The 25,881-nt window shown below is 40.2% G+C and carries 21 protein-coding genes, 3 tRNA genes and 1 pseudogene; 14 read left to right on the top strand and 11 right to left on the bottom strand.

Annotated features, from left to right (window positions below; translation table 11 throughout):
* Positions 1-769: 769 nt before the first annotated feature.
* The 9 genes from JQC92_RS13815 to JQC92_RS13855 form a co-directional block, all read right to left on the bottom strand.
* Positions 770-994 carry a hypothetical protein gene (locus tag JQC92_RS13815; protein WP_205000187.1) on the bottom strand — a complete coding sequence of 75 codons (225 nt, stop codon included), beginning with the start codon at positions 992-994 and terminating at the stop codon, positions 770-772.
* Positions 995-1,098: 104 nt separating this feature from the next.
* A complete protein-coding gene (locus JQC92_RS13820) occupies positions 1,099-1,803 on the bottom strand; it encodes a DUF3379 domain-containing protein (RefSeq protein ID WP_205000188.1) in 705 nt (234 codons plus the stop codon).
* On the bottom strand, positions 1,796-2,359 hold the full coding sequence (locus JQC92_RS13825) for a sigma-70 family RNA polymerase sigma factor (protein WP_129947069.1): 564 nt from the start codon (positions 2,357-2,359) through the stop codon (positions 1,796-1,798). Before JQC92_RS13825 ends, JQC92_RS13820 begins: the two co-directional genes overlap by 8 nt.
* Before the next feature lie 184 nt (positions 2,360-2,543).
* Positions 2,544-4,187, bottom strand: coding sequence for a BatD family protein (locus tag JQC92_RS13830; RefSeq protein WP_205000189.1), 1,644 nt, complete (start codon positions 4,185-4,187; stop codon positions 2,544-2,546).
* Complete coding sequence (locus JQC92_RS13835; RefSeq protein ID WP_205000190.1) at positions 4,181-6,040, bottom strand: VWA domain-containing protein; 1,860 nt, start codon at positions 6,038-6,040, stop codon at positions 4,181-4,183. The genes JQC92_RS13830 and JQC92_RS13835 overlap by 7 nt, the downstream gene beginning before the upstream one ends.
* A complete protein-coding gene (locus JQC92_RS13840) occupies positions 6,037-7,026 on the bottom strand; it encodes a vWA domain-containing protein (protein ID WP_205000191.1) in 990 nt (329 codons plus the stop codon). Before JQC92_RS13840 ends, JQC92_RS13835 begins: the two co-directional genes overlap by 4 nt.
* Positions 7,020-7,550 (bottom strand): DUF4381 domain-containing protein, encoded by a 531-nt coding sequence (locus tag JQC92_RS13845; protein WP_205000192.1) that lies wholly within the window; start codon positions 7,548-7,550, stop codon positions 7,020-7,022. Before JQC92_RS13845 ends, JQC92_RS13840 begins: the two co-directional genes overlap by 7 nt.
* Entirely contained in the window at positions 7,547-8,476 is a 930-nt protein-coding gene (locus JQC92_RS13850) for a DUF58 domain-containing protein (protein ID WP_205000193.1), read from the bottom strand. Before JQC92_RS13850 ends, JQC92_RS13845 begins: the two co-directional genes overlap by 4 nt.
* Positions 8,477-8,488: 12 nt before the next feature.
* Positions 8,489-9,445, bottom strand: coding sequence for an AAA family ATPase (locus tag JQC92_RS13855; RefSeq protein ID WP_205000194.1), 957 nt, complete (start codon positions 9,443-9,445; stop codon positions 8,489-8,491).
* 275 nt (positions 9,446-9,720) lie between these two features.
* Between JQC92_RS13855 and fadI the strand changes: the two genes are divergently transcribed.
* From fadI to JQC92_RS13870, 3 genes are all read left to right on the top strand, one after another.
* The gene (fadI, locus tag JQC92_RS13860) at positions 9,721-11,031 is read left to right on the top strand and encodes an acetyl-CoA C-acyltransferase FadI (protein ID WP_205000195.1); all 1,311 of its coding nucleotides are present in this window, start codon (positions 9,721-9,723) and stop codon (positions 11,029-11,031) included.
* A gap of 6 nt (positions 11,032-11,037) precedes the next feature.
* Complete coding sequence (gene fadJ, locus JQC92_RS13865) at positions 11,038-13,155, top strand: fatty acid oxidation complex subunit alpha FadJ (RefSeq protein ID WP_205000196.1); 2,118 nt, start codon at positions 11,038-11,040, stop codon at positions 13,153-13,155.
* Between the two features lie 212 nt (positions 13,156-13,367).
* A complete protein-coding gene (locus tag JQC92_RS13870; RefSeq protein ID WP_205000197.1) occupies positions 13,368-14,693 on the top strand; it encodes a hypothetical protein in 1,326 nt (441 codons plus the stop codon).
* Between the two features lie 198 nt (positions 14,694-14,891).
* Here JQC92_RS13870 and folD read toward each other — a convergent pair whose 3' ends face one another.
* Positions 14,892-15,746 carry a bifunctional methylenetetrahydrofolate dehydrogenase/methenyltetrahydrofolate cyclohydrolase FolD gene (gene folD, locus JQC92_RS13875; protein WP_205000198.1) on the bottom strand — a complete coding sequence of 285 codons (855 nt, stop codon included), beginning with the start codon at positions 15,744-15,746 and terminating at the stop codon, positions 14,892-14,894.
* A 451-nt stretch (positions 15,747-16,197) separates the two neighbouring features.
* Here folD and JQC92_RS13880 point away from each other — a divergent pair.
* From JQC92_RS13880 to clpX, 6 genes are all read left to right on the top strand, one after another.
* A tRNA-Pro gene (locus JQC92_RS13880) sits at positions 16,198-16,274 on the top strand.
* Between the two features lie 75 nt (positions 16,275-16,349).
* Positions 16,350-16,426 (top strand) — tRNA-Arg (locus JQC92_RS13885).
* Between the two features lie 9 nt (positions 16,427-16,435).
* A tRNA-His gene (locus tag JQC92_RS13890) sits at positions 16,436-16,511 on the top strand.
* A 295-nt stretch (positions 16,512-16,806) separates the two neighbouring features.
* The gene (tig, locus tag JQC92_RS13895; RefSeq protein ID WP_205000199.1) at positions 16,807-18,114 is read left to right on the top strand and encodes a trigger factor; all 1,308 of its coding nucleotides are present in this window, start codon (positions 16,807-16,809) and stop codon (positions 18,112-18,114) included.
* Positions 18,115-18,307: 193 nt separating this feature from the next.
* A complete protein-coding gene (gene clpP / locus JQC92_RS13900) occupies positions 18,308-18,919 on the top strand; it encodes an ATP-dependent Clp endopeptidase proteolytic subunit ClpP (protein WP_205000200.1) in 612 nt (203 codons plus the stop codon).
* Between the two features lie 84 nt (positions 18,920-19,003).
* Positions 19,004-20,284 (top strand): ATP-dependent protease ATP-binding subunit ClpX, encoded by a 1,281-nt coding sequence (gene clpX / locus JQC92_RS13905; protein ID WP_129947055.1) that lies wholly within the window; start codon positions 19,004-19,006, stop codon positions 20,282-20,284.
* 670 nt (positions 20,285-20,954) lie between these two features.
* Here the strand turns inward: clpX and JQC92_RS22680 are convergent.
* Positions 20,955-21,415 (bottom strand): annotated as a pseudogene (locus tag JQC92_RS22680) (transposase); the annotation flags it as partial.
* Between the two features lie 350 nt (positions 21,416-21,765).
* Between JQC92_RS22680 and JQC92_RS13915 the strand changes: the two are divergent.
* The 5 genes from JQC92_RS13915 to JQC92_RS13935 all read left to right on the top strand — a co-directional run bounded on the left by JQC92_RS13915 (position 21,766) and on the right by JQC92_RS13935 (position 25,760).
* Positions 21,766-22,515 carry a hypothetical protein gene (locus JQC92_RS13915; RefSeq protein ID WP_205000202.1) on the top strand — a complete coding sequence of 250 codons (750 nt, stop codon included), beginning with the start codon at positions 21,766-21,768 and terminating at the stop codon, positions 22,513-22,515.
* 246 nt (positions 22,516-22,761) lie between these two features.
* On the top strand, positions 22,762-24,120 hold the full coding sequence (locus JQC92_RS13920; RefSeq protein WP_205000203.1) for a Fic family protein: 1,359 nt from the start codon (positions 22,762-22,764) through the stop codon (positions 24,118-24,120).
* Between the two features lie 862 nt (positions 24,121-24,982).
* A complete protein-coding gene (locus tag JQC92_RS13925; protein WP_205000204.1) occupies positions 24,983-25,213 on the top strand; it encodes a hypothetical protein in 231 nt (76 codons plus the stop codon).
* Positions 25,200-25,424, top strand: coding sequence for a hypothetical protein (locus tag JQC92_RS13930; RefSeq protein ID WP_205000205.1), 225 nt, complete (start codon positions 25,200-25,202; stop codon positions 25,422-25,424). Before JQC92_RS13925 ends, JQC92_RS13930 begins: the two co-directional genes overlap by 14 nt.
* A 60-nt stretch (positions 25,425-25,484) precedes the next feature.
* Positions 25,485-25,760, top strand: coding sequence for a hypothetical protein (locus tag JQC92_RS13935; protein ID WP_205000206.1), 276 nt, complete (start codon positions 25,485-25,487; stop codon positions 25,758-25,760).
* The last annotated feature ends 121 nt before the right edge of the window (positions 25,761-25,881 follow it).

Below are 25,881 nucleotides of genomic sequence, written 5' to 3' on the forward strand. Positions count from 1 at the left end.
ATAGTTGTGTATTTGGAGCTTCACCTAATGGGTGAATGGTAGAACCTCGCAATTTCATAGACTCGGCCTATAAAAACATCAGGTTGTAGTGTTATGCCATTTATCAACTGATTTATCTAGGTTAAAAGTCGTGGGCTTTCCGCCCACACCCGAGCAAAAAGGGATTCTCCAGCAAATCCCTTCTTGCATCATCCCGTGCCGCCCCAACGAAGCTAAGCGTTTCAGATATTGTTGAATAAATACCTAACAGCTCTGATGGTACATCCTGTACCCCAGAGCTTGGCTCGACGTCCATGTCTCGCCCACGTCATTTTACATTCAACAATATCTTCAACAGCTTCGACGGGAACATTCAGCCCTTAAGCATCATTTGAGTAAATTCAGATTTGCTCTTTCATAACCTGAGATATTTCGAAAACCTTGCAGGCTGCGATGATTCCTCATGGCAAAGTTGTTATTCATCGTTGGTGAAAAATAGCGTAAGCGCAGCATGGACGCTGCGCTAGATTCTGGGGTGCATGGATGCACCATCAGAAGCGTTAGGTATTTTGTGCCATAAGAGGAATAACGCTTAACTTTGCGGGGCGGCATGGAGAGATTCAAGAGAGGAGTTGCTGTAGACTCCTTTCTTGGTCAGGTTTGGACTGAAAGTCCAAGGTTTTTAAACTTAGCAGAAGTTTTGCTTTTAAGAAAAGAGCAAAAGTCACTGGGCACCCATTTTCATGAGTGCGACGAGCAAAAAGTCATATTATGATGCTAAACAAAGCATCTATACCTGAACAGCATCCATATCCAACTCAATATCAGTACAGCCTTTCTTACAATAAATCCCCGGATTCTTAACGGCATCTTTTTTTGCAGGCAAAATCAGCTCTAAATCTTTACCACATTCAGGGCAATTTAAATTCTTGCCATTCAACACTCTTTTGATAAAGCCTTTTTGCTGTTTAAAAGATTGGCTTGTGGTCTTATTGAAAATACTAAAATCAGTCATAAAACAAATACAGATGAAATAACGGGGACATTCTACAAATTAAGCACATAAAAAAACAGCCACAATTCACAATTGCAGCTGTTTTTATGCGAAACTTATCTCGATTAGATAAACGTGCCTTCCAGTTCTTTCTTCACATAGTTTAAGTCAGCTTTATCTTCGCCAACTAATACCATGTAAGCGCCGTCCTTTTTGAAAGTCATGCCTTGATACTTCTTATCTGAAAATGACTTTTCAAACTGCATGCGTTTCTCTTCAGGCACGATAAAGACAGTCACTTTACCGTCTTGGCCTTGCATAACCATGTGAAGGCTTCTAACACCTTGGAAATCACAGTATGACGAGTAATGCACTTCACCCGGTTGTTGAGTAAAGTGAGCTCCTTTCATACTTACCAGCGAAACCAACTGTTTATTAAGGTCGCTAAAACCAATATCTTGGTCAGCTGACATTGCGACATCTTCATGGTAAACATGAGCAATAGCGTGTTCTGTTAAGTCAACAGGCGCATTTCTTAATAAAGTGAACGCAATGCCTGCTACAAAGGCTACCGATGCTGCCATTGCAAGCGTAAACCCTGTTTTGCGCTTATGAATATGATGCTGTTTGAGTTGCTGCCTGAGAATTAAACGCTCAGCCATACCATCAGGTGTATCAACGTTTAAAGCATCACTAATTCTATCATTTAATGCTTTAACACTGTTGAGTGTGTCTTTCCGCCCAGCATTATCATTAATCGCTTGCAAAAAGTCAGGCTCCTGACTATTGGGGTCGGAAAATACCTTACGTCGGAATTCTAAATCATCCATTTGCTCGCCCTCGAACTTCAGGTTTCTCTAATGCTTCTTTCAGCTGATTACGGGCTCTAAATAGTCGGGTCATAACAGTATTGCGGTTCAAATCTAAAATCTCGGCAATCTCTTCACCACTAAAACCGCCAACAACTTGCAGTAATAATGGCTCACGATATTCCACTTCTAAATTTCCAATTTGTTTTCTGAGTAAATATTGTTCCGCATGGTCCTCATTACTTCCAGAAAACACATCTTCCAAGTGATCCTGTTCAATATCAGAATAGTCGAACTGCTTTCGTTCGAAACGTCTGGCATTTTCCCGACGCAAGATAGTAATCAACCATGCTTTTGCGGCTTTATCGTCTTTTAAAGAGTCTAAAGCTTTCCAAGCACGTAGAAAGGTCTCTTGTGTTATATCTTCAGCAATGTGCTTGTTACCGGTTAACCAATATGCATATCGGTATATATCGGTGTTCAGTGCGCGCACAAGGCTTTCGTAACGTCGTTGTTTGCTTATCATGTCTAAAGAGACCGCATCATCCGACTTTTTCTTTCGCAAACTATCAAACATTTTATTATCTTTTTTAATTTATTAGAATTTTTACTCTTCTCTCTGACCCCAAGTATTAGAAAAGAGTAATGTTCACTTGGATAACTTTGTAATTGAAAATTAATGTAAATCGACAAAGTCAGCACTGTAGCTTAATGCTAGTTTGAGCTATATCCAAGCCTAAAATTTTTAATGTTTGTTAAATTTATGGATTTAAATCAACAAAACTGTCTTTTTTTGCTTTTTCTTTCAAATTAAAGTGAATCTTTAGTGCTTGATTTAACAACGAGATATCTATTTGTACGTTGTTTTTACCGTACTGCGTGGCCTGCAATTTACTGATGAGGTCGGACAACTCAGGTGCGAGCTGGGTCAACTGATGAAGGTTGACGGACCGCCCTAGTTTTGCCGAATAGTATTTTTGCAGTAGGCTTAATACTTTCCCATAATGATTTTGTTCGAAATTGTTCCTAATCTCTTTTTCTGTTTCTTTTAGGCTTGGAGCTGCATTTAAGCCAATATCAGATACGTCATCGTTAGCTATTTGAACCACTTTTGGCTTTCTCAGCCACATAAAGCTTGAAGCTAACCAAAGTAGGGCAAACAAGGCTGTTAGCCATGGCCAGTACCCTGCTGAGTATTCGGTGGATGATTGAGCTTGAGCTGAGGTAACAATCGGGTTTACATTTGCAGCAGTTGCACTTCCTTTTACTACTATGGTTTTAGCTGGAAGAGTGGCGTATTCCTGTTTTTTACGAATTGGATTCCACCACGGAATTTTAACTTCTGGAAAAGTAAAAGTACCTGCTTTAGTAGGGACAATAGCTTCGGTTTGCACAAGCTCACCCACAATATTACCGTTACGTGTATAAGTTTTACGTTTAGGCTTTTCTGGATAGCTTTTCATACTGCTCGGTAATACAGACTCAATTTCAGGAAGGCTAGTTTCGTCGGTATTTGAAGCATAAAGTGTTATGGTTCGAGTTATCGGTGCACCCAACTCATAATCTTTATCGTGCTTAGTCCAGTTTTCTTTCAATACGACTAAATCTGAGACGAGCCAATCACCATGATAACTTTTAGGCTTGGGTAAGATGGTGATTTTTTGAGAGGGAGAAGTTACTCGAACAGGGCGACTTTCATTAAACGAAAACATGCCTAACCCTTGGCGGGCATTGCTTAATACATCACCTTCAAAGCTCACTTCACCAATATCGACAGTGCCTTGCTTATCAGCAATGACCCCATAAGTTCGCTCAATGACTCTAAAGCGGCGCCCGTTAACGACTTCGGTTTTATCCTTATCATCACCAATTTGCTTTACTTGGGCATTTGCCACATCAGGTGCGTTAAGGACTCCACGTTGTAAATCTACTGCCAAGTAAAGCTTTACGTTATATGTGAGCAGTTGCCCTACATACGCTTCTTTGTGCTTTAATGTGGTCTTAATAAAGACGTCTTTCGACTTTTGTTTTGCGTTATTATCCGTAACCACTTGCAAAGCAATTGGATTGGATTTCACCCCATTGATATTAAAAGCCGGAATGGTGGCGATGCCTTTATTCTTGGCCGCCAGTAAAATTTGCCAACTGGTTTTCTTCTGAGTATCGAAATTGATTATTTGAGTGCTGCGGTTAACGCTCGTGCGACCAATGACGAAGTCTTTATCTAATATTGAAGTATTGATTGCGTTACCCGCTAAATCATCATCACCTGTTACCGTCAGTACAAAGTATTCCCCTTGAACCACAGGGTTACGGTCAACAGAGGCTTCAATTGCTGTTAGTGCAACGGCTGAATGAATAAAACCGAAGAGGCTAATCGTTAGGAGTATGAGTCGTTTTACCACTGTTCGCTTTCCTTTGGTAATCGGCCTTGTTGGCGACGCTTTTGATATTCAAGTTGCATTTTATTGCGCAAGAGTAATTGCGGATCCTCTGGGATTGCTTTGAGCTGGCGCTGCATTTCAGGCGGTAAATCCTTTGGTTTATTTGGATCTATTTTCTCTATTGGTGATTTGCCTTTGTTTTGTTCTTGCTTTGATTGTTTACGCTTTTGAGCCTCAGCTTGTTGGCGTTCCTGCTCTTTTTTAGTTTTTTGTTGCTGTTTCTTTTGCTCAGGACTCTGTTTCTCATTAGGCTTTTGATTCTCTTGTTGTTTGTTTTGAGAATCTGATTTTTGTTGCTCAGAACTTTTTTGGTTTTGCTGATTCTGCTGCTGATTTTGTTTGTTCTGTTGGTTTTTATTTTGCTGTTGTTGACTGTCCTTATTTTGATCTTTTTGGTCTTTCTTTTTGCTTTTCTGATCCTTGTCTTGATTATTTTTATCAGACTTCGATTGATTTTGCTGCTGTTGTTTTTGCAGCTTTTTGGCGAGTTCTAAATTTTGTTTGGCATCAGTAAAGTTAGGATCCTGCTTTAAAGCTTGTTGATAACGCTTTTCTGCTTCTGAAAAGTTATTCATGTGCATCAAGCTGTTGCCTTGGTTGTATAAGCCGTTGGCCGACTTATCTTGTTCAAAGCCACTTAAGGCATCTTGATAATTGCCCGCTTTGTATTGGGCACTGGCTTTCCATTGAGGGTCATCAAACTGTTTAGCCGCTTGCTGGTAGTCTTTGTTATCGTAATTTTGCTGAGCTCGTTGGTTCTGAGTTTTCCATAATGAGTCCCAGTCCATTGCGTAGGCTGTGTTAGGTTGAGACAAACCTAGACCCACTAAAAGTAACGCCACACTGAATTGTTTTCTAAAGCTGAGTAGCAATAACGGTAATATTAATAGTGCTACGTACGGGCCGAGATCTTGCCAAGCCTCACCTTGTAAATCTGTTAACTTCGCTGAATCATCAGTAGATAACCAATTCTCAACGTCTTGAGTGTCAGAGTCATCGGCTTGGTTTCGAGTAACAATGCCATGAAAATTTGAGGCGAGTTCTGATAGCACATGAAAATCCGTTTTTGCGACAACAACTTGATCAGCATTATCACGCAATAAATCGCCATTAGGTAAACGAACTGCAGCCCCTTGAGGTGTGCCAAATGTCATAATTGCTAAGCGATAATCGGTACCTGAAAGCACATCTTTTGCATCAGAAAGTTGACTGGCTTTAATACCGTCAGCAAATAAAATGATGTCACCTTTAATATGACCACCTTGCGTAAGTAACTCTTTGGCTTTGGTGAGAGCTGCAACAATATTTGAGCCTGCGACAGGCATAATACTCGGCGATAAGTTTGGTAATAAATTCAGTAAGGTTGCTTTATCACGAGTGAGTGGACTGATAGTAAATGCATCGCCCGCATAAGCGATGAGCCCAGTTTCGCCCTCTTTTAAGGACTTAATTAAATCGGTTGCCTTGTACCGGGCTTGCGATAAACGATTAGGTACAAGGTCGGTGGCGTACATCGATAAAGACATATCCATCACAATGACTCGACCTTGCGTGCTCGCAAAAACGGGCAGATTTTGCTTAGTTACTGCAGGCCCTGAAAGTGCGATCACAGACAGCAACCAAATAATCGCGATATACACGATCGAGCTGTTTGATTCTTTTTTACCCGAATCGACTAATAAATGGGCAAGGTGAGGTGCGATGTATTTTGACCAAGCAGTGCTGGCCCCTTGAGTTTTGTAGAGCGCAAAAAGCAATCCTGCCAACGGTAATAATGCCCATAGCCAATCGGGTCTAATAAAATGAAGGCTCATAGTTGACCTCCACTTGTTTTAAAGCGATTGAATATAGGAAGTTTGGCAAGACTCAGTAGAATATTGATCAGTAACATTAAACCCAAAGGCCAATAGAAAAGTTCGCTACGTGGGCGGTAGGTTTGTTGATTGCGGGCAACAGGTTCAAGTTTATCGATATCTTGATAAATATTTTCTAATTGCTGACCGTCTTTTGCACGGAAGTATTTTCCGTGAGTCATCTTTGCAATTTGCTCTAACGTATTTTCATCAAGATCCATTGATGGGTTAACGCGTTGACGACCAAAAAAGGTGCGTTGTTCCATTACATCCGCACCAACTCCTATGGTGTAAATAGTAATGCCTCTCTCTGCGGCAATTTTGGCCGCTGCGATCGGTTCAATCACGCCAGCGTTATTGGAACCATCTGTCAAAAGCACTAATACACGATTACTTTGCTTCACCTTATCAAAGCGCTTTACCGCTAAACCAATCGCTTCACCAATTGCGGTTTGCTTACCCACCAACCCAATCTCGGCTTCTTTTAAAAATTGTGCTACAGAGCGTCGATCAAGGGTTAGGGGGGCTTGCAGGTAGGCGTGATCGGCAAACAAAATTAAACCAATTCGATCACCTTTACGGCGATCAATAAAGTCACTAACAACTTTTTGAATCATGGTGAAACGGTCAACGGTTTGATTATTTAATACCATATCTTCTATTTGCATACTGCCAGATAAATCCACAGCAACCATCAAGTCACGTCCTTTACTGGGTAACTCTATAGGTTCTCCGAGCCATTGCGGGCGAGCAATAGCGAGCACCAACAGTAGCCACATTAACCAATACCAACGTTTAGAAAACTTAGTATGAATGGTTCCAACAAGTTGTGTTGTGCTGGTGGTTGGAAGTTTTAGGTGACCGGCAACTTCTTGTTTATGTTGTTTTTGAAAGAGCAAAGGTAACGGTAATAAAATTAATAGCCAAGGCCATGCAAGTGTTAACATTTGGCCTCCTGACTCAATGATGCTTTACTCAGCAATAAGACACTTTTTGATTTGGTGTGCAGAGGTAATGATTTTTTAATCCATAAAATTGCCAGTGTCTTGAGCTGTTGTTTTTGTTCATTAGATAGGCCTTGCTTACTGTATCTTTGATTGAGCAAGGCTTTGAATTGACCTTTTTTACTCTCGGTCAGTGTTGAGTCTAAAAATTGGTACCAGTTTTCTCCATCAATTGCGGCGACTTGCTCTCTTTTTAAGTAGCTCAATGCAGCTCGTTTTAGAATGGCATTGATTTGCACTGCAAACTCTTGAGTATTTTGGATCTCTATTTGATTGAGCTCAGAGAGGGCTGCTTTCTTAACTAATGATTGTTGCTTGTTTTTCTTATAAAAATAAATTAACCCGACAATGGCTAAAATTGCGATAACTAACGCAACCCAATAACCAATAGCTAAAGGCCATACACCAATAGCATCTGGAGTTTGAATATCCTTTAATTGAGCAAGAGCTGGATTCGACGCATTCATAAACGTAATAACTCCAACTGCTCACTCAGCTTTTTGCCTGAGTTAATCACTCTTGGAAATACCTTGAGTTGCTTCATCGTATTAATAAATTCGTTTTGTTTTTGTTTTTCGTTTGCTAACCAGATTTTATAGCTGCTCTGAGTCAATATAGTTTTGTGCTTTCCTTGACGAACCGGCAATGAAAACTGGCTTGGCAACGGTAGTTCACCGGTTCTCAGTGGGTCGGTAACTAGAAATGCATTGATATCGCAATGACGTTTCAGTTCATTCAGCGGGGCAACACATTCCGGTGTAAAGTTTTGTCCGTCGGTGATAATCCAAATTAACGAGCCTGGCTTTGCGAGGCGTTTTAAACGTTGGCAAGCACTGACTAAATGATCCTGCTGATAATCTTCATCACCAATATGGTTTAGCTGCTGTTGATGGAGTTTAGTCAAAGATGAAACTAACTGCAGAATGCCTAGGCGACGACTTCTGGGTTTTAATTCAAGGTGCTCGTTTTCTGAAGCAATAATGCCTCCTAAACGATCGCCATGATTAATGGCGTTCCAACCTAATGTTGCCGCAATGTGCGCAGCTTGAACCGATTGCAACATCAATTGTGAACCAAAATACAAACTGTGGCTGAGATCGATAAACAGAAGAATAGGGCGCTCACGTTCCTCAACAAAGAGTTTTGTGTGCGCTTTACCTGTTCTTGCCGTCACTCGCCAATCGATGGTTCGAACATCATCACCTTGCTGGTAATGACGTACTTCAGCGAATTCCATTCCACGGCCTTTAATGGCACTGCTTCGGTGCCCAGCTAAAGCGGCTTTCGCTTTCGTATGCCTTTGTGGTAGTGCTTTGGCAAGGTTTTGACAAGCTAACAGTTCTTTTTCCGATAACTGAATACCATCGGCAAATAGTGGTAACTCTATATTCATTCAGAGTTATTCCTACGGTACCGCAACTAAGCTAAGAATTTCATTTATAACGTCATCAGCATTGACGCCTTCAGCTTGCGCTTGATAGCTTAACAATAAACGATGACGTAAAACGTTTGGTGCGACGGCTTGAATGTCTTCAGGAGAGACGAAGTCACGCTCTTGCAACCAAGCTCTAGCACGTGCACAGCGCTCAAGTGAGATAGAAGCACGAGGGCTCACGCCGTACTCAAGCCAGCTCGCCAATTTATCGCTGTACTTGTGTGGCTGACGAGTAGCCATCACAATATCAACGATGTACTTTTCGAGCGTTTCGGCTAGATGGATTTGCAAAGCAGAGTTTCGAGCGGCGAAAACATCTTCTTGGCTAATAGGCTCCATTTTGAGATGCTTATTAGTCTGAGCTTCTTTACGAGACTGACGTAAGATTTCAACTTCAGTTGCCGCAGATGGGTAATCCAAATTTAAATGCATCAAAAATCGATCCAACTGGGCTTCAGGCAGTGGGTATGTGCCTTCGTTTTCCAATGGGTTTTGAGTGGCCATTACCAAAAACAACTTAGGCAGCTTATAACTGGTCTTTCCTACAGTAACTTGGCCTTCGGCCATGGCCTCCAATAACGCAGATTGTACCTTTGCAGGAGCACGGTTAATTTCATCCGCTAAAATCAGGTTATGAAAGATAGGGCCAGCTTCAAATTCAAATGCACCCGTTTGCGCACGATAAATATCAGTACCTGTTAAGTCTGCAGGCAGCAAGTCAGGGGTAAATTGAATACGATGGAAATCACCTTCAATACCATCGCATAAAGCTTTGACTGCACGAGTTTTTGCAAGTCCTGGTGGGCCCTCTACGAGTAAGTGGCCATCAGCAACAAGTGCAGTTAATAAATTTTCGGTCAAAACAGGTTGGCCGAGAATCACTAAATTTAAGTATTTTCTCAGAGTTTGAAAACGATTTAAGGGCATGAGGTAACTCGTAATTTATTAGTATTTAGGCTAGTAATCAGAAAGTATTGCTATTTTTTACCATTTATAGCTAATAGATAGCAAGATCCAAGTAAAAGTTCATTTTTAAACTTAAAAATATAAACAAGTGTTTGAAACTTGATTTTAAATAGTTAGAATCAGATCACAGATTTTATGGTCAGACCTGTTTAACCGATTTCAAAAACAAAGCAACAGGTAAGAACTCATATATATTTACTATGCTTAATCAGCAACTAATGGAACAGGGGTAATACATGGGTAGTAAGCAACAGCTCACTAATAGCAAAGGCGAACGTATCGCTATTGTTGCTGGTCTTCGAACTCCATTTGCGAAGCAGGCAACCGCATTACACGGAGTACCAGCAGTAGATTTAGGTAAAATGGTCGTCAATGAGATGATTGCTCGCAATGAGCTTGAACCTAAAATCATTGAGCAACTTGTTTATGGACAAGTTGTACAAATGCCAGCTGCGCCGAATATTGCTCGTGAAATTGTTTTGGGCACAGGTATGGATATTGGAACTGATGCTTACAGTGTCACTCGTGCATGTGCTACCAGTTTTCAGTCAACAGTGAACGTGGCTGAATCTATTTTGACTGGCAATATTGATGTGGGTATTGCAGGTGGTGCTGATTCATCATCTGTTGTACCTATTCAAGTATCAAAACGTCTAGCTCGCGGCCTTGTAGATTTGACCAAGGCCAAAACGCTTGGTCAGCGTTGGAACATCATCAAGAGATTGGGACTAAAAGATTTGATGCCAGTCCCCCCTGCTGTTGCTGAATATTCTACAGGGTTAAGCATGGGCCAAACAGCTGAACAAATGGCTAAGACCCACAATATTAGCCGTGCAGATCAAGATGCACTGGCGCATCGCTCACATACTTTAGCCACAAAAACGTGGGATTCCGGTGTATTGAATGATGAAGTAATGAGCACTCACGTTCCTCCTTATAAGTCATTCATCGAGCGAGATAATAACGTTCGTACTAATTCTAACTTAGATAGCTATGCCAAATTACGTCCTGCTTTTGATAGAAAGCACGGTACGGTGACTGCGGCCAACAGTACTCCATTAACGGACGGCGCATCAGCGGTTATCTTGATGAGCGAAGGTAAAGCGAAAGCTCTAGGTTATCAGCCAATTGGTTATATTAAGAGTTACGCTTTCAGTGCCATTGATGTATGGGAAGACATGCTTATGGGACCTTCATATGCAACACCTAAAGCACTAGAGCGTGCAGGTATGCAATTGGAAGATCTAGATTTAATTGAAATGCACGAAGCTTTTGCCGCTCAAACGCTAGCGAACATGAAAATGTTTGCGTCCAAAACATTCGCTGAAGATAACTTGGGTTGGTCACGTGCCATTGGTGACATTGATATGGCTAAATTTAACGTGCTAGGTGGTTCAATTGCCTACGGTCATCCATTTGCTGCAACCGGTACTCGTTTGATTACACAAGTGTGTCGTGAGTTACAACGCCGTGGTGGTGGAACGGGTTTGGCCACAGCGTGTGCGGCTGGTGGTCTTGGTGCAGCTATGATTGTAGAAGTGGAGTGATAACTGATGGAAAAAACATTTAACCTTTCTCGAAGAGATGACGGCATTGCTGTATTGACTATGGATGTGCCGGGTGAATCAGTGAACACACTTCAAGCAAAATTTGCCGAAGAAATTACCGATTTACTCAAGGAGATTAAAGCCGACCGCAATATTAAGGGCATGGTTGTCATCTCTGGTAAGAAAAATTCATTTATTGCTGGTGCAGATATCAAGATGCTTGATGCATGTGCAACGGCTGAAGACGCTAGAACCTTGTCAAAACAAGGGCATGAGGTTTTTGCTGAACTAGAGAGTTTACCTTTCCCTATTGTCGCAGCTATTCATGGTAATTGTTTAGGTGGTGGTCTTGAGCTTGCAATGGCATGTCATATGCGTATTTGTAGTGATAGCCCTAAAACCATGCTTGGTTTACCTGAAGTCATGTTAGGTTTATTACCAGGTGGTGGCGGTACTCAGCGTTTACCAAGACTCGTGGGCATTGCAACAGCATTAGATATGATGCTAACAGGCAAACAACTTCGTCCTAAGCAAGCTTTAAAAAATGGTCTAGTTCACGATGTAGTTCCTAACTCAATTCTGTTGGATGCGGCTATTGAACTCGCCAAAGGCGGTAAGAAAAAGCCTGCGAAACGTAAAACGCCTCTCGTTAACAAAATACTTGAATCAAATAGTTTTGGTCGAAACATCATGTTTGATCAAGCTGCTAAACAGGTAAATAAAAAGACTCAAGGAAATTATCCTGCACCACCTAAGATCATTGATTGTGTCAAAGTCGGTATGTCGAAAGGCATGGTTGCAGGTTTAGATGTTGAAGCTCGTCATTTTGCTGATTTAGTGATGACCAAAGAGTCGGCAGCACTCCGTAGTATTTTCTTCGCAACCACTGAAATGAAGAAAGAAGCGGGCGAAGCCGATGCTAAAAAAGTAAATAAAGCCGTTGTACTTGGTGGTGGTTTAATGGGCGGTGGAATTGCGTCTGTAACAACCACAAAAGCTGGTATTCCTGCACGTGTTAAAGACATTAACGAAAATGGCTTAAGTAACGCTTTATCTTACGCTTACAAGTTGCTCGATAAGAAAGTTAAGCGTCGCCATATGAAGTCATCTGAACGTGATGCGACCATGGCATTGATGACTACAACAACAGAATATAAAGGTGTTAAAGATGCTGATATTGTTGTTGAAGCCGTATTTGAAGATTTAAATCTTAAACACCAAATGGTGAAAGATATTGAGCGTGAATGTAGCGAAGATACGATTTTTGCTTCTAACACATCTTCATTACCGATTGGTCAAATCGCAGAAGCTGCAGAAAGACCTGAAAATGTTATCGGTCTACATTATTTCTCACCTGTTGAGAAAATGCCGTTAGTGGAAGTGATAGCTCATAAGAAAACTTCTCAACAAACCATTGATACCACAGTAGCCTTTGCCCGTAAGCAAGGTAAAACGCCGATTGTAGTTCAAGATGGTGCTGGTTTTTATGTCAATCGTATACTTGCGCTTTATATGAACGAAGCAGCGAGTGTATTGTTAGAAGGGCAACGCATTGAACACCTTGATAAGTCATTAGTTAAGTTTGGCTTCCCAGTCGGGCCAATGACACTATTAGATGAAGTGGGCATTGACGTTGGAGCTAAGATCTCACCAATCCTTGAAAAGGAATTAGGTGAACGTTTCGAAGCGCCAAAAGCATTTGATAAATTGCTCAATGATGGTCGTAAAGGTCGTAAAAGTGAGAAAGGTTTTTACCTCTATGGCAAAACCGCTAAAAAAGGCAAAAAGCAAGTTGATGAATCGGTTTATAAGCTATTCAGCTTAAATCCTACGGCGAATAAAGATCCTAAAATGGTGGCAGAGCGTTGTGTGGTACAAATGCTCAATGAAGCGGCAAGATGTCTTGAAGATGGGATCATCGCATCCCCAAGAGACGGTGATATCGGAGCCATATTCGGTATTGGTTTCCCACCTTTCTTAGGTGGACCATTCAAGTATATGGATCAGCTTGGTGTGACAAATTTAGTTGATATGCTGAAAGGTTATCAATCTCAGTTTGGCGACCGTTTTGCTCCTTGTGATTTATTATTGAAGATGACTGAAGAGAAGAAGTCGTTTTATTAACAATTTATATGTGCGCTGGGTACATATGATGCTATGACCCCAGCGCTTCTATATTTATCAAAGCACAAAATTTCAATTTTGTTGAATATTCTTATCTTCTAGCTCTGTGTTACTCATACTCGCTAATATAAACCTGAATTCATCATACGGGTTAGTTTTAGTTAATACATGCAGCAGTATACTGAGTAAAAGCCAATACATTACGATCAACTATGTCAGTCAAAGAATCCCTCATTCCTAATACCAAATTGGCATCTTACGATGTTGTTTGGGATAGCAGGAAGGGCAGAGCACAGTGGGTAGAACAGCAAAAGCTTAAAAGCGATATTTGTGAATTTGATAAATGGCAAAAGGTAGAGTTTAGTTTTAATGGCTCTGGGGGCGGAGAACCATACAAGCGAAAATTTGAAGTCAAAAAAGTCAAATTGGATAATACTGATGGTACCTTTATAGAAAGTTTTCAGATTCGTGAAGCTAGCCGAATTAAACGTTTTGCACCTGACATTTTATTTAAATCAAAATACCGAATCGAGCTGGATAACATATTTGATGTAGACGGTCCTAGTTGTGCACAAACTGACAATGAATTATCTACAAAAACGACCTTATCAACTTGGCGTATTCCTAATGCTCAATGGGCAAGTGGAGTTACTTGTAGGTGTTCTGGTATTGGGCAAGAAAGGAAAAATCAAAGTGGGCATAAAGACAAATTGAACACTGTCAATATTGAACCTCTTAATCAGGATTTATCTGCAAATTGCCAGATTACTAATAATCGAGCAACAATTCAGGTTCCTCTTGAGATAAGGAAAGCTGGCCATCAACCTATGAAAATGAAAGCTGTATCATCGATAGCTGATGTGACGGAGGCTATTCCCACCCAGCAGCAACCACCTTTGTTTGTATTCGATATTGATGAAACATTAGTATATAAAAAAGGCGATATTTCCGCTGGTATAACTGATACTGAGGCAGTTGAATCTGAAATTAACGAACATTTAAATCAGTTACAACAAAAGTTTCCTGATGCTCATTTTATTATTGTTTCTCACGCGTTGGGAATAGAAAGGAAACTGAACTTAGCAAAAATAACCGTTCCTTTTAAAACATTATTTGAGCCTAAAATTGATTCTAAAACGCAATTTAAGGAGAGCCTTGATAAAGGAGAGACAATTAAAGAATATATGAAAAAAAATGGATTAGAAGGACGAAATGTTGTGTTTATCGATGACAATATTGATGCGCATCATGAAGTAGCTGATAAATTTGATGAAGACAGTGTCCAACATTTCTTATTTTTGGGCGCAACAGAAAGTAAAGTTAACAGGAATGCACAACTTTATAACTCTGAGTCCGAGATGTTTGATGATAATGAACATTTTCTGTTTTCTTATAACTTATACAATTCGATTAAAAAAATAAGAGCCGAAAATGCAAGGGTAAGAAGGAAAGATTTTAAAGTTGCTTATAAGAAATTCATGTCACAGCAGTTTCCTGAAAGACATAGGTGTTCATTTACACATTTTTATAAATTTTGAATTTAACTAAATGTGGATAAAAGAGTGCTAACAATAGCTCACTATTGCCGCACACTGTCGCCTTGATTAACAAGCTGTGCATTCTCGCTGAAATCGAGGTTCTTCAGGTATCATGGGTATAAACCTGAACTAATTTAGATTCGTGGTAATTCATTATAATGCCCGAATAAATTATTCGGGCATAACTAAAACTATAAATTAATCGTGATACTCTTCCGCTGCAAAAAGCGTATTCTCTAGCAAACTGACAATCGTCATTGGGCCAACACCACCTGGTACAGGGCTAATCCAACTTGCATTTTTTGCAGCTTCATCGTATTCAACATCACCAACGAGTTGACCGCTTTCCAATCTGTTAATGCCCACATCAATAACAATTGCACCTTCTTTTATCCACTCTCCAGGAATAAAGTTTGGCTTACCAACAGCAACGACGAGTAGATCGGCTTGTCGTACTTTTTGCTCAAGGTTTTTAGTAAAGCGGTGACAGGTTGTTGGCGTACTACCCGCTAACAACAATTCTAAAGTCATTGGGCGGCCAACAATATTAGATGCACCTACAATTGTGGCGTCTAAACCATAGGTATCAATACCGGTTGATTCTATTAAAGTCATAATCCCTTTAGGCGTACAAGAACGCAATAAAGGGATACGCTGTGCTAAACGACCTACATTATAAGGATGAAAACCATCAACATCTTTATCCGGACGTATACGTTCAATGACTTTCTCTTCATTGATATGTTCAGGTAGAGGTAATTGAACTAAAATTCCATCGATAGCTGGATCGTTATTGCATTGATCAATCAAACGGAATAATTCTAATTCGGTCGTGGTGATGGGTAGGTCAAATGAATTTGAAACAAAGCCAACTTCTTCACAAGCTCGACGTTTGCTACCAACATAAACTTCGGAGGCTGGATCGTTTCCAACTAGGATTACTGCAAGGCCTGGTGCACGTTTGCCTTCAGCCAATCTATCGCTCACTCTTTGTTTCAATTGCTTGCGAATAGATTGTGCGATCGCTTTGCCATCTATTATCTGGGCAGTCATGGATGTAGGGTTTCCTTTATATACGGCGCTATAAGGTAGTGTGATTTTGGTGATTTAACAGTAAACTCCTAATTTGTTATTTTATTTTTGTGGCTTAATTCTCAAAAGACAAGCCTTTTTAACCTAAATAAACCGCTGGGTACGATATCAAATGAATAACGTCATGCACCAAACTACATAAAATTAAATAGTAAGTGAGCTACGATAACGGTTTCACATTTAGCTGATTTATTTGGTTCAAGGATATTTGCTGAAAAATCAGACTCATTTTATCAGTGATAGTGAAAACTGTCATGGATAATCAGCATAATCAGTCGCTACTCAGGTGAATTAGACTGTTAATTCATCATCCGAACTTTATTTATAAAAAAATCGTTGACGGTTGAAATGGGAGGCTATAATATTCGCTCCGTTCTCAAGGCAGTGCAGGCATTGCTGAGAAAGAGAATAACGGTGATTAGCGCAGCCCGGTAGCGCATCTGCTTTGGGAGCAGAGGGTCAGAGGTTCGAATCCTCTATCACCGACCACATTTTTGTGATTTGCTCTTGTTAAATACAATAGTGAGTGACTACAATAGCATAAGCTATTCCGGATAGGATTAAGCGCCCGTAGCTCAGTTGGATAGAGCATCCGCCTTCTAAGCGGATGGTCGCAGGTTCGAATCCTGCCGGGCGTACCAAATAATGTGGTGATTGTAGCTCAGTTGGTAGAGCCCCGGATTGTGATTCCGGTTGTCGTGGGTTCGAGCCCCATCAGTCACCCCACTCTTTATCGAGTACAAAAAAAGCGACTTTAGGTCGCTTTTTTTGTGCCTGAATTTCTAATTTTAACAATTAACTTAATATTGTCTTATTGCACCTATAATTCCCTCTCGACTCTGTTGTCAAGCATCGCTATAATGCTGCGTCTTATTATTAATAACATGATGTTTATTAATGTGCTCGAAGCAGTTTTTTTTTCAGTAGGGCATAGGTAAATAAACACAACAAAACGAATTCTTAACGTAGCTGATAACGTCGGCTATGAAAAAAGGACGTTAGATAAATTTGAGGTAAAATAATGCAAGTTTCTGTTGAAACAACTCAAGGCCTAGAGCGTAAAGTTACAATCTCTGTGCCTGCTGGTGATCTAGACAAGCTGATCAAAAACGCACTACGTAACGAAGCTAAGCGTGCAAAAATCGCTGGTTTCCGTCCAGGTAAAGTTCCTGTAAGCGTTATCGAAAAGCGCTATGGTGCAGCAATTCGTCAAGAAATCACTGGCGAGTTCATGCAACGTAACTTTGTTGAAGCAATCATTGCTGAGAAAATCAATCCAGCTGGTGCTCCAACTTTCACTCCAGGTTCTACTGAAGGTGAAAACTTTGAATTTACAGCGACTTTTGAAGTATATCCAGAAGTTGAATTAAAAGATTTAGAAGCAATTAACGTTGAAAAGCCAGTGGCTGAAGTAACAGATGCTGACGTTGACAACATGATTGAAACTCTACGTAAGCAACACGCTACATACGCAGCAGTAGAACGCGTTTCAGAAGACAGCGATAAAGTTAAAATGAACTTTGTTGGTACTGTTGACGGTGAAGAGTTCGAAGGCGGTAAAGCTGATGATTTCGAACTTCAACTAGGTAGTGGTCGTATGATCCCTGGTTTTGAAGACGGTATCTTAGGTAAGAAAGCAGGTGAAGAGTTCGATATCGAAGTTACTTTCCCTGAAGACTACCATGCTGAAGACCTAAAAGGTAAAGCGGCTAAGTTCGCAATCACGTTGACTGAAGTTCAAGGTGCTGACTTACCAGAAGTTAACGAAGAGTTTGCTGGTTTATTTGGTGTTGCTGAAGGCGGCATTGATGCACTTAAAGTTGAAATCCGTAAGAACATGACTCGTGAACTTGAGCAAGCGCTTAAAGCTAACGTGAAAGAGCAAGTGATTAACGGTTTAGTAGACGCTCACGAAATTGACCTTCCAAAAGCACTAGTAGACAGTGAAGTAAATGTAGTTCGTCAACAAGCACTACAACGCTTCGGTGGTCAACAAGCGGCGAACATGCCTGAGCTACCAGCTGAATTATTCACTGAACAAGCTGAGCGTCGTGTGAAAATCGGTTTACTACTTGGTGAAGTGATCAAAACAAATGAGCTAAAAGCTGATGAAGATCGCGTTAAAGCGCTTATCGAATCAATGGCTTCAGCTTATGAAGATCCAAGTGAAGTTGTTGAATACTACAACAAGAACAACGAGATGATGCAGAACATGCGCAACGTTGCTCTTGAAGAGCAAGCTGTAGAAGAAGTTCTAAAAGCAGCTAAAGTATCTGACAAAGAAGTTCAGTTCGAAGAGTTCATGAACCAAGCTACAGGTCAAGCTTAAGATTTATGAGCTAGACTTGACTTGGTTAGCTGACAGTCATTTATAATGGCTCGTATGAGGCTCCTCATACGAGCCATTTTTTATAAACCTAAAATAAACTGTTGGACGCAAGACATAACAAGTGTTTATCTTTGTTAGATAAATACACATTAAACATGTCATCAATTGTTTTTCTAGGATAAAGGAACTAATAATGCACAAAGCACCAGAGTCTGTTTTAAATTCTCTCGTCCCAATGGTAGTTGAGCAAACTGCTAAAGGTGAGCGTTCTTACGATATTTACTCGCGCTTGTTGAAAGAACGTGTGATTTTCTTAGTTGGTCAAGTTGAAGAGCACATGGCTAACTTAATCGTGGCTCAACTTTTATTCTTAGAGTCAGAAAGCCCTGATAAAGATATTCATCTATATATTAACTCTCCTGGTGGTTCAGTCACTGCGGGTATGGCAATTTATGATACGATGAAGTTCATCAAGCCTAACGTAAGTACTGTTTGTATGGGGCAAGCAGCAAGTATGGGGGCATTCTTACTTGCTGCAGGCGAAAAGGGTAAGAGACATTGTTTACCTAGTTCTCGTGTGATGATTCATCAGCCTCTAGGTGGCTTCCAAGGTCAAGCGTCTGACATTGCAATCCATGCACAAGAGATCCTGGGCATTAAAGAAAAATTAAATAAAGTTTTGGCGGACCACACAGGTCAACCGCTAGAAGTTATTGAAAAAGATACAGATCGTGACAATTTTATGAGTGCAGAACAAGCACTAGAGTACGGTATTATTGACTCTGTATTGACACATCGTAGCTGATTTTTAGCGTATTCTACGTTATGATCTGTTTATATGATTTGAATTTATTGTGCTGCTTCGATGGCGGCATAAAGAGGTAAAATAATGGGCGACAAAAAAAGTGACGGCGATAACGGTAAGCTGCTTTATTGTTCTTTTTGTGGCAAAAGCCAACACGAAGTTCGCAAGCTAATTGCTGGCCCATCTGTATACGTTTGCGATGAGTGTGTAGAGCTTTGTAACGACATTATTCGTGAAGAGATCAAGGAGATCTCACCAAAACAGGACACGGATAAGTTACCTACTCCTCACGAACTAAGAGAACATTTAGATGATTATGTTATCGGCCAAGATAAAGCCAAAAAGGTTTTAGCGGTTGCGGTATACAATCATTACAAACGTCTTAAAAATGCAAATCCACAAGATGATGTTGAGCTTGGTAAGAGTAACATTTTATTGATCGGCCCTACGGGTAGCGGTAAAACGTTACTTGCAGAAACACTGGCTCGCTCATTGAATGTGCCATTCACTATGGCTGATGCAACGACATTAACTGAAGCCGGTTATGTTGGTGAAGACGTTGAAAACATCATTCAAAAGCTACTTCAGAAGTGTGATTACGACGTTGAAAAAGCACAGCGCGGTATTGTTTACATCGATGAAATCGACAAGATCAGCCGTAAAGCCGACAACCCGTCAATTACTCGTGATGTTTCTGGTGAAGGTGTTCAGCAGGCACTTCTTAAGCTGATTGAAGGTACTGTGGCAGCGGTTCCACCACAAGGTGGTCGTAAGCATCCACAACAAGAATTCTTGCAAGTAGACACGTCTAAGATTTTGTTTATCTGTGGTGGTGCGTTTGCTGGTCTTGAAAAAGTGATTGATCAACGTATCGACACGGGTACTGGTATCGGCTTCGGCGCAACAGTGACCAGTGAGAAAGATAAGAAATCAGTTTCTGAGACGTTCCAACACGTTGAGCCAGAAGACTTAGTTAAATTTGGTCTTATCCCTGAATTTATCGGTCGTCTTCCAGTGGTAGCAACGCTTACTGAGCTTGATGAAGATGCACTTGTGCAAATTCTTTCAGAGCCAAAGAATGCGATCACTAAGCAATATGCAGCGTTATTCGACATGGAAGAAGTTGAACTTGAATTCCGTGAAGATGCATTAAAAGCGATTGCTCAAAAAGCGATGAACCGTAAAACGGGTGCACGTGGTCTACGTTCAATTGTTGAAAGTATTCTACTTGATACCATGTATGACGTTCCTTCGACGGAAGACATCAGCAAAGTGGTTGTTGACGAATCAGTGGTTAAAGGTGAATCTGCACCAATCCTGATTTACGATACACAAGATACTCAAGCCGCAAGCGGCGAGCAGTAATTTGTTTGTTAGCATTTAGCGTCTTTTTAAAAGTCGCTAAATGCTAAATTCATTTCCTTTTACCTTTCAAGTATTGCCGAGCTGTATCAGTGAAGGTTCACTGAATCATTCTACTTCTTGCTTTTAAACGTTATATTCATTGCCAAACCCGGTGACATTCTCTGAACACTAATCCGCAAGGTTTTCAAAAAATTTAAGAAAATGAGTACACATCATACCCGTGAAAACGGGTATTCGGCGCCTTTGTATCTTAGATTTAAAAAATTCAACTTCTTTGAAGTTGCAAAAATCGTGGGGTTGCACTCCACACCGCCAAAAAGGGAAGCCTCCAGCTGCTTCCCCTTTGGAAACCCCAGTGCCGCCCCACAAAGTTAAGCGTTATTCCTCTTATGGCAAAAATACCTAACGCTTCTGATGGTGCATCTGATAGGCAGGACGCTTGAATGTCGTGAAGCACATGGATGTGCGAGAACGACCATGCACCCCATAATCTAGCGCAGCGTCCATGCTGCGCTTACGCTATTTTTCACCAACGACGAATAACAACTTTGCCATGGGGAGTCGTTGTAGTCTGCAAGGTTTACGAAATATCTCAAGTTATGAAAGAGCAAATCTTAATTTACTCAAATGATGCTTAAAGGCTGAATGTTCCCGTCGAAGCTGTTGAATATATTGTTGAATGTGAAATGACACCAGCGACCAAAGTTTCATCTACATCAGTTATTTTACTTAGCTTACCTCTTTCAGGGGGGGCCATTGCAGCACGAATCTTATGAATAATTGACCAAGCCGTTTGATAGCTACCAAGTCCAAGTAACCGATTAACTCTTAGAGCACTAACGCCATTCTTTTGATTAGATATATATCATACCGCAGCAAATCAACTTCGCAGTGAAACCCTGCTCTTATAGAAAGTAGTGCCAGAGGTAACGGATGTTTTCTTGCGACAGTTCACACACAAAAAGAATTGGCTATCTGAGCAGCGCAATGTGGGCAAATAAACCCTGAAGGCCATCTGAGATTGATTAGGAAACTTAAACAGACTGATTCATCATAAAACCATGTTACAAATTCTTCCCAACCCCTCGGGTAATCAATACCAGCTTGCAACAATTGTGAAGGCTTTGCCATTACTAAATATTGACATGGGTGGAGCTAAGTGGATAGCTCTTGTTTTTATACAGCGTGATTGGCTGAATTTTAAAATCAAGCGTAATTTGCAAATGAATAGTTCTCAATTATCAACCCTGGCCAAGTTAACATATTGAAATTAAATAAATTATTTTCACCATTGCAGAGATAACGAGAATGCTGAACGAGATAAAGGCGAATTCTCACTTTGCCAGCTAAACCAAATTCGGTTAACATATTTTTTATTCTATAAAACATAGTGTTGTGCATTTATTTAGTCTTGGTGGTTTCTGGTTAAATGAGAATGCGCAGTATTAAAATGTTAGGCATCACCAGAATTCAGGAGTTGTATGCAAGTATCTAGAAGAACCAAATTTTCATTGGCTCAACTATTAAGTGTTGTAGATCGTCCGACTGTGTATGTTCTCTTTGAGAAATTTGGTTTCGATCCGCAAGCCGTTTCTTCACCTGTTGGAATCAGTGATGAAATGAAATATGCAGATGCTCAAGTGCTTTCTGATCTAATCATAGAAGTTATTGAGACAAGTAAAACTCTTAGGAATAGTACATCCCCCAAGTACAAATTTGATGACCAGTTTTCAATATTGGAAAAATCATTATTACTTGATGGCTACCTAATTGAAGGCAAGTTAATTAGAGCACTAGATCCAAATTTTAAAGGGTATGTACCAGTTGAAGATGCACTAATAATGGAGCTTGATGGTTCATCATTACAACAAAAAGCAAATATAAAGAACTCAGTAAAAGCCTCTGCTGATGATTTTGTAAAAGCACAGCCAGATTATAACGGTAGTTTAACCAATATTCGTATTGCACTTGAAACTCTCGTGAGAGAAATTGCGCTAGAAAAGGGTTTTACTACAACAAGAGCAGGTAACACCTGGGGGCCATCATTGGGTCATCTAGAAAGTTGTGGCTTTATAGATAAAAAAGATGAGAATGCACTGTCATCAGTGTTTACTTTTATTAGTAATGGTGCTCATATTCCACTCGGTTTTAGTCAGGCAGAATTTGTCCGTCTAGGTCGAAATATGTGTACTTCAATGTGCTATTTTACCATTAAAAAGTACAATGCCTAACAAGTTGCTGCAGTTCGTTCCGGCGCTTCGCGCCTCCACCGGACAGTCAAAGCGCCGCGCCTTTTGTGCATTTGCTTCGCAAATTGTCGCACAAAATTCACGTCACTTTGCCTGCCGCTGAGCAAGGCGTTAGCTTTCCATTCGAATCTCGTTATATTATTTTATATTTCAAAAAACAATATTTTTGAGACAAAGCTATATTCTTAGTATATAGTTATTTCAATTAAGAGGTATTTTGAGATAAAAATGATTTCTAAACCACCAAGTGAACTAATTATTAGTCCTTTTCAACATATAGCTGAAAATGAGCCTGAAAAAATAGATGAATATCTAGGACTTTTTTCGCCTATAGATTCTAAAGGCCGTTACCTTCACTACGATGAATTTAAGTATAGAGTTCCGAAAGAGCTTGATGCCAATGTTTCATGGTCTATTGTAAAAATGGCTAGAAACAGGCAATTAAAGAGTATTCTTTCGATTGGGGAGCCGCTCAAATATTGCAAGTTTTATTCAACTCCTTCGATTCAAAAGGCAATCTCTGAAACAGATCGAAACACCACGAGTGCTTCTTTAGAGTGGATGTGTAGTAAAATAGGCGAAGAAAAGCACCTAGAGTATATACTTAATGATTTAATTGAAGATGAAGCTATCAGTAGTAGCCAATTAGAAGGAGCTGCTACTACCACTAAAGTAGCTAAAGATCTCCTTAAAAGAAAAAGAAAGCCTCGGTCTCCCGATGAAAAGATGATTGTTGGTAATTTCAAAATGATGAAATTTGCTTGGGACAATCGTCACAAAGATCTTTCTGTCGATTTGATATTGGCTTTACATAAAGAAGGTGTAGATAACATCGACAACGATACTTATACTCCTGGGGTTTTTAGAGTTACTGATGACGTTGAAGTTGTAGACTCTGAGGGTAATACAGTTCATACCCCCCCTCCGGCTAAAGGACTCAATAAACGAATAAAGAACTTAGCTAAATGGGTTAATGAATGTCACCATGATATTGATAATAAAGATTATTTTCACCCTTTAATAAAAGCAATTACATTGCATTTTGCTATAGGGTACGAACATCCTTTTAGAGATGGAAATGGCAGAGTTGCAAGAGCACTATTCTATTGGTACATGTTCAAGAATGATTTTGCATCTTTTCGGTATATTGCAATTAGTGTTTTATTAAAAACGGCTCCAGTTAAATATGGTAAAAGCTATTTATATACTGAAACGGATGATATGGATTTAACATATTTCATTGATTATCAATGTGGAATAATTATCAGAGCAATCAATGAGTTTAAAGATTCCTATAAAAAAACCTTAGAAGAAACTGAATTATTTAATAAATGGTTATGGGAATCAGGTTTGTATAAGCAATTAAACGATAAACAACAAACCGTATTTCAAGTGGCGAAAAATGGCCTTGCACAGTCATTCACAGCTATGAATGTGAAAGAAAACCTTGGATGTGCGTATAACACAGCAGCCAATGTATTAAATGGCCTTGTAGAATTGAATCTTTTTACAAAGAAAAAAGAAGGTAGGGAGTGGGTTTATAGCATGTTAAGCCAGAAGAAAATTCTTGAGTCTTGGAAAAGCTAATCGGGTAGCCGAGGGTCTCTAGCCCTCAGCCCCCACACCACCGTGCATGCGGCTCAGCACAGGGCGGTTCTCGAAAAGTTTTAAAATCAATAGGCCGATTAGCTCCTAATAATTTCAATGATGGCTTCTGATTTTACGCTAATCATCCTTAACCCGGTCGGGCATAAATAATTAAGTTGCACAGGCTCCTCATTGGTTTTCAAGTTCAGGTCTTCACCATGTACCCACAACGCTAATGCGGGGTATGCTATCCCAACCATTACGATGAGTGTTGGGCTACTATGCCGACTGCTGACTTCTACTTAATCACATTTCAAGTTGCCCAGTCATGCGCTATCGGTTTTCATCTATTTGCTCTTTTCAGGTGATGAGACTGAAAAGCCAAGGCACTTATAAACCAGAGCCTTACTGGTTACCTGCCGATCGCAAGTTAAACAGATCTCCCCACTCTTTATAAACAGAAAGGGGAACGTGAACTTTCTTTACACTGCTGCATCATTTACGGTGGCCGTTAGATCACGTGGTTTTGTCGTCTTGTACCCTTGCTTTGCGGGACAGACCCTACCAGCTCACCTCCAGCCTACGCCTCATATGATGTTTTTGTCCATCAGCTCGTCCTCTTTATAAACGAAAGTGCTAGCGGCTTCCTCCAGACCAACCCTTGCGGATAAGCCCTTGCCATTCGCTAGTAGTTATCGTTTAATAACATCACGTTAATAAACGGTGTTCTTCCTACAGAGGGCTTTCACCTCATTAGTTCACGCCCATGCTGGGCGTACACAAGCAATTCCAGCTGACGCCTACGGCGCAGCTGAATTGGGCGTTATACGTTTACCGAGTTTCGAGCGTAAAAGGAGTTAATATGAAAGTTACAGATATCGTTTGTCGTGAGAATGGAGAAGCAAAATTTTCAATAACATCAATGGAAGTATCTTCAAATAGTCAAATTGTCACCCTTGTTGAAGTAAATGCTGAAAATACTTCTCAGCATTTAGACTCAGATGCAAAACCAATTACGATTTCAATAAAAGAATTACAAGCCTTCTACTCAATCGCAGAATCAAAACGAGAATCAAGAAATGAACTTGGATAAATTTTTAAGTCTTCCACAAGAGCATACATTATCATTTGAAGACTGCCAGCTACTAAATAAAGATTTAGCTTCAAAAAGTGTTGATAGTATTCCTGTAGATTCGAGAGCTCTGGTCAACGAGTATTTAGTTAGTGTTTTGAATATGGGCTCTGTAGAGTGGGATATGAAAGAAGCACTTGAATCTTTATTGGTAAATTTACAAAACGTATAAGCAATTTCAGCTGACGCCTATGGCGCAGTTGAAATGGGCGTATGTTTTTGAGTCAAAATTATGCATCATCAATTAAATCAATGGCTCAAAGAGCTTGATGAAGAAGTTACAGTTATTTCTTCAAATGACATCAATGAGGAAGCGAGCGCTAATATGCTCTCGTTTGGTTGTAGCGAAGATTCTTTGAAAGAGTGGGGAAAAGAATCTCTTTGTGAATTTCTTGAAGCTTGCTCTGAAATTTACAGCAGTAAAAGTAACGACCTTCAAATGATCCTCTATGTGTGGCTTGATGAAATGGCTGGTCAATTTAGGATTTCAGCTGTAAGTGAACAATAGGGACTGATCAGATCTATATGATCTAAAGTCACAAATACAAGCGAGCTCGCCAGAGCAGGAAGTCCAACTCTGGTGATAAATATCAAAAGCAAATTTGTTTTTAGTGAGCGTTTCCAGAAGG

Source organism: Parashewanella hymeniacidonis (genome assembly GCF_016900895.1).
Taxonomy (GTDB): domain Bacteria; phylum Pseudomonadota; class Gammaproteobacteria; order Enterobacterales; family Shewanellaceae; genus Parashewanella; species Parashewanella hymeniacidonis.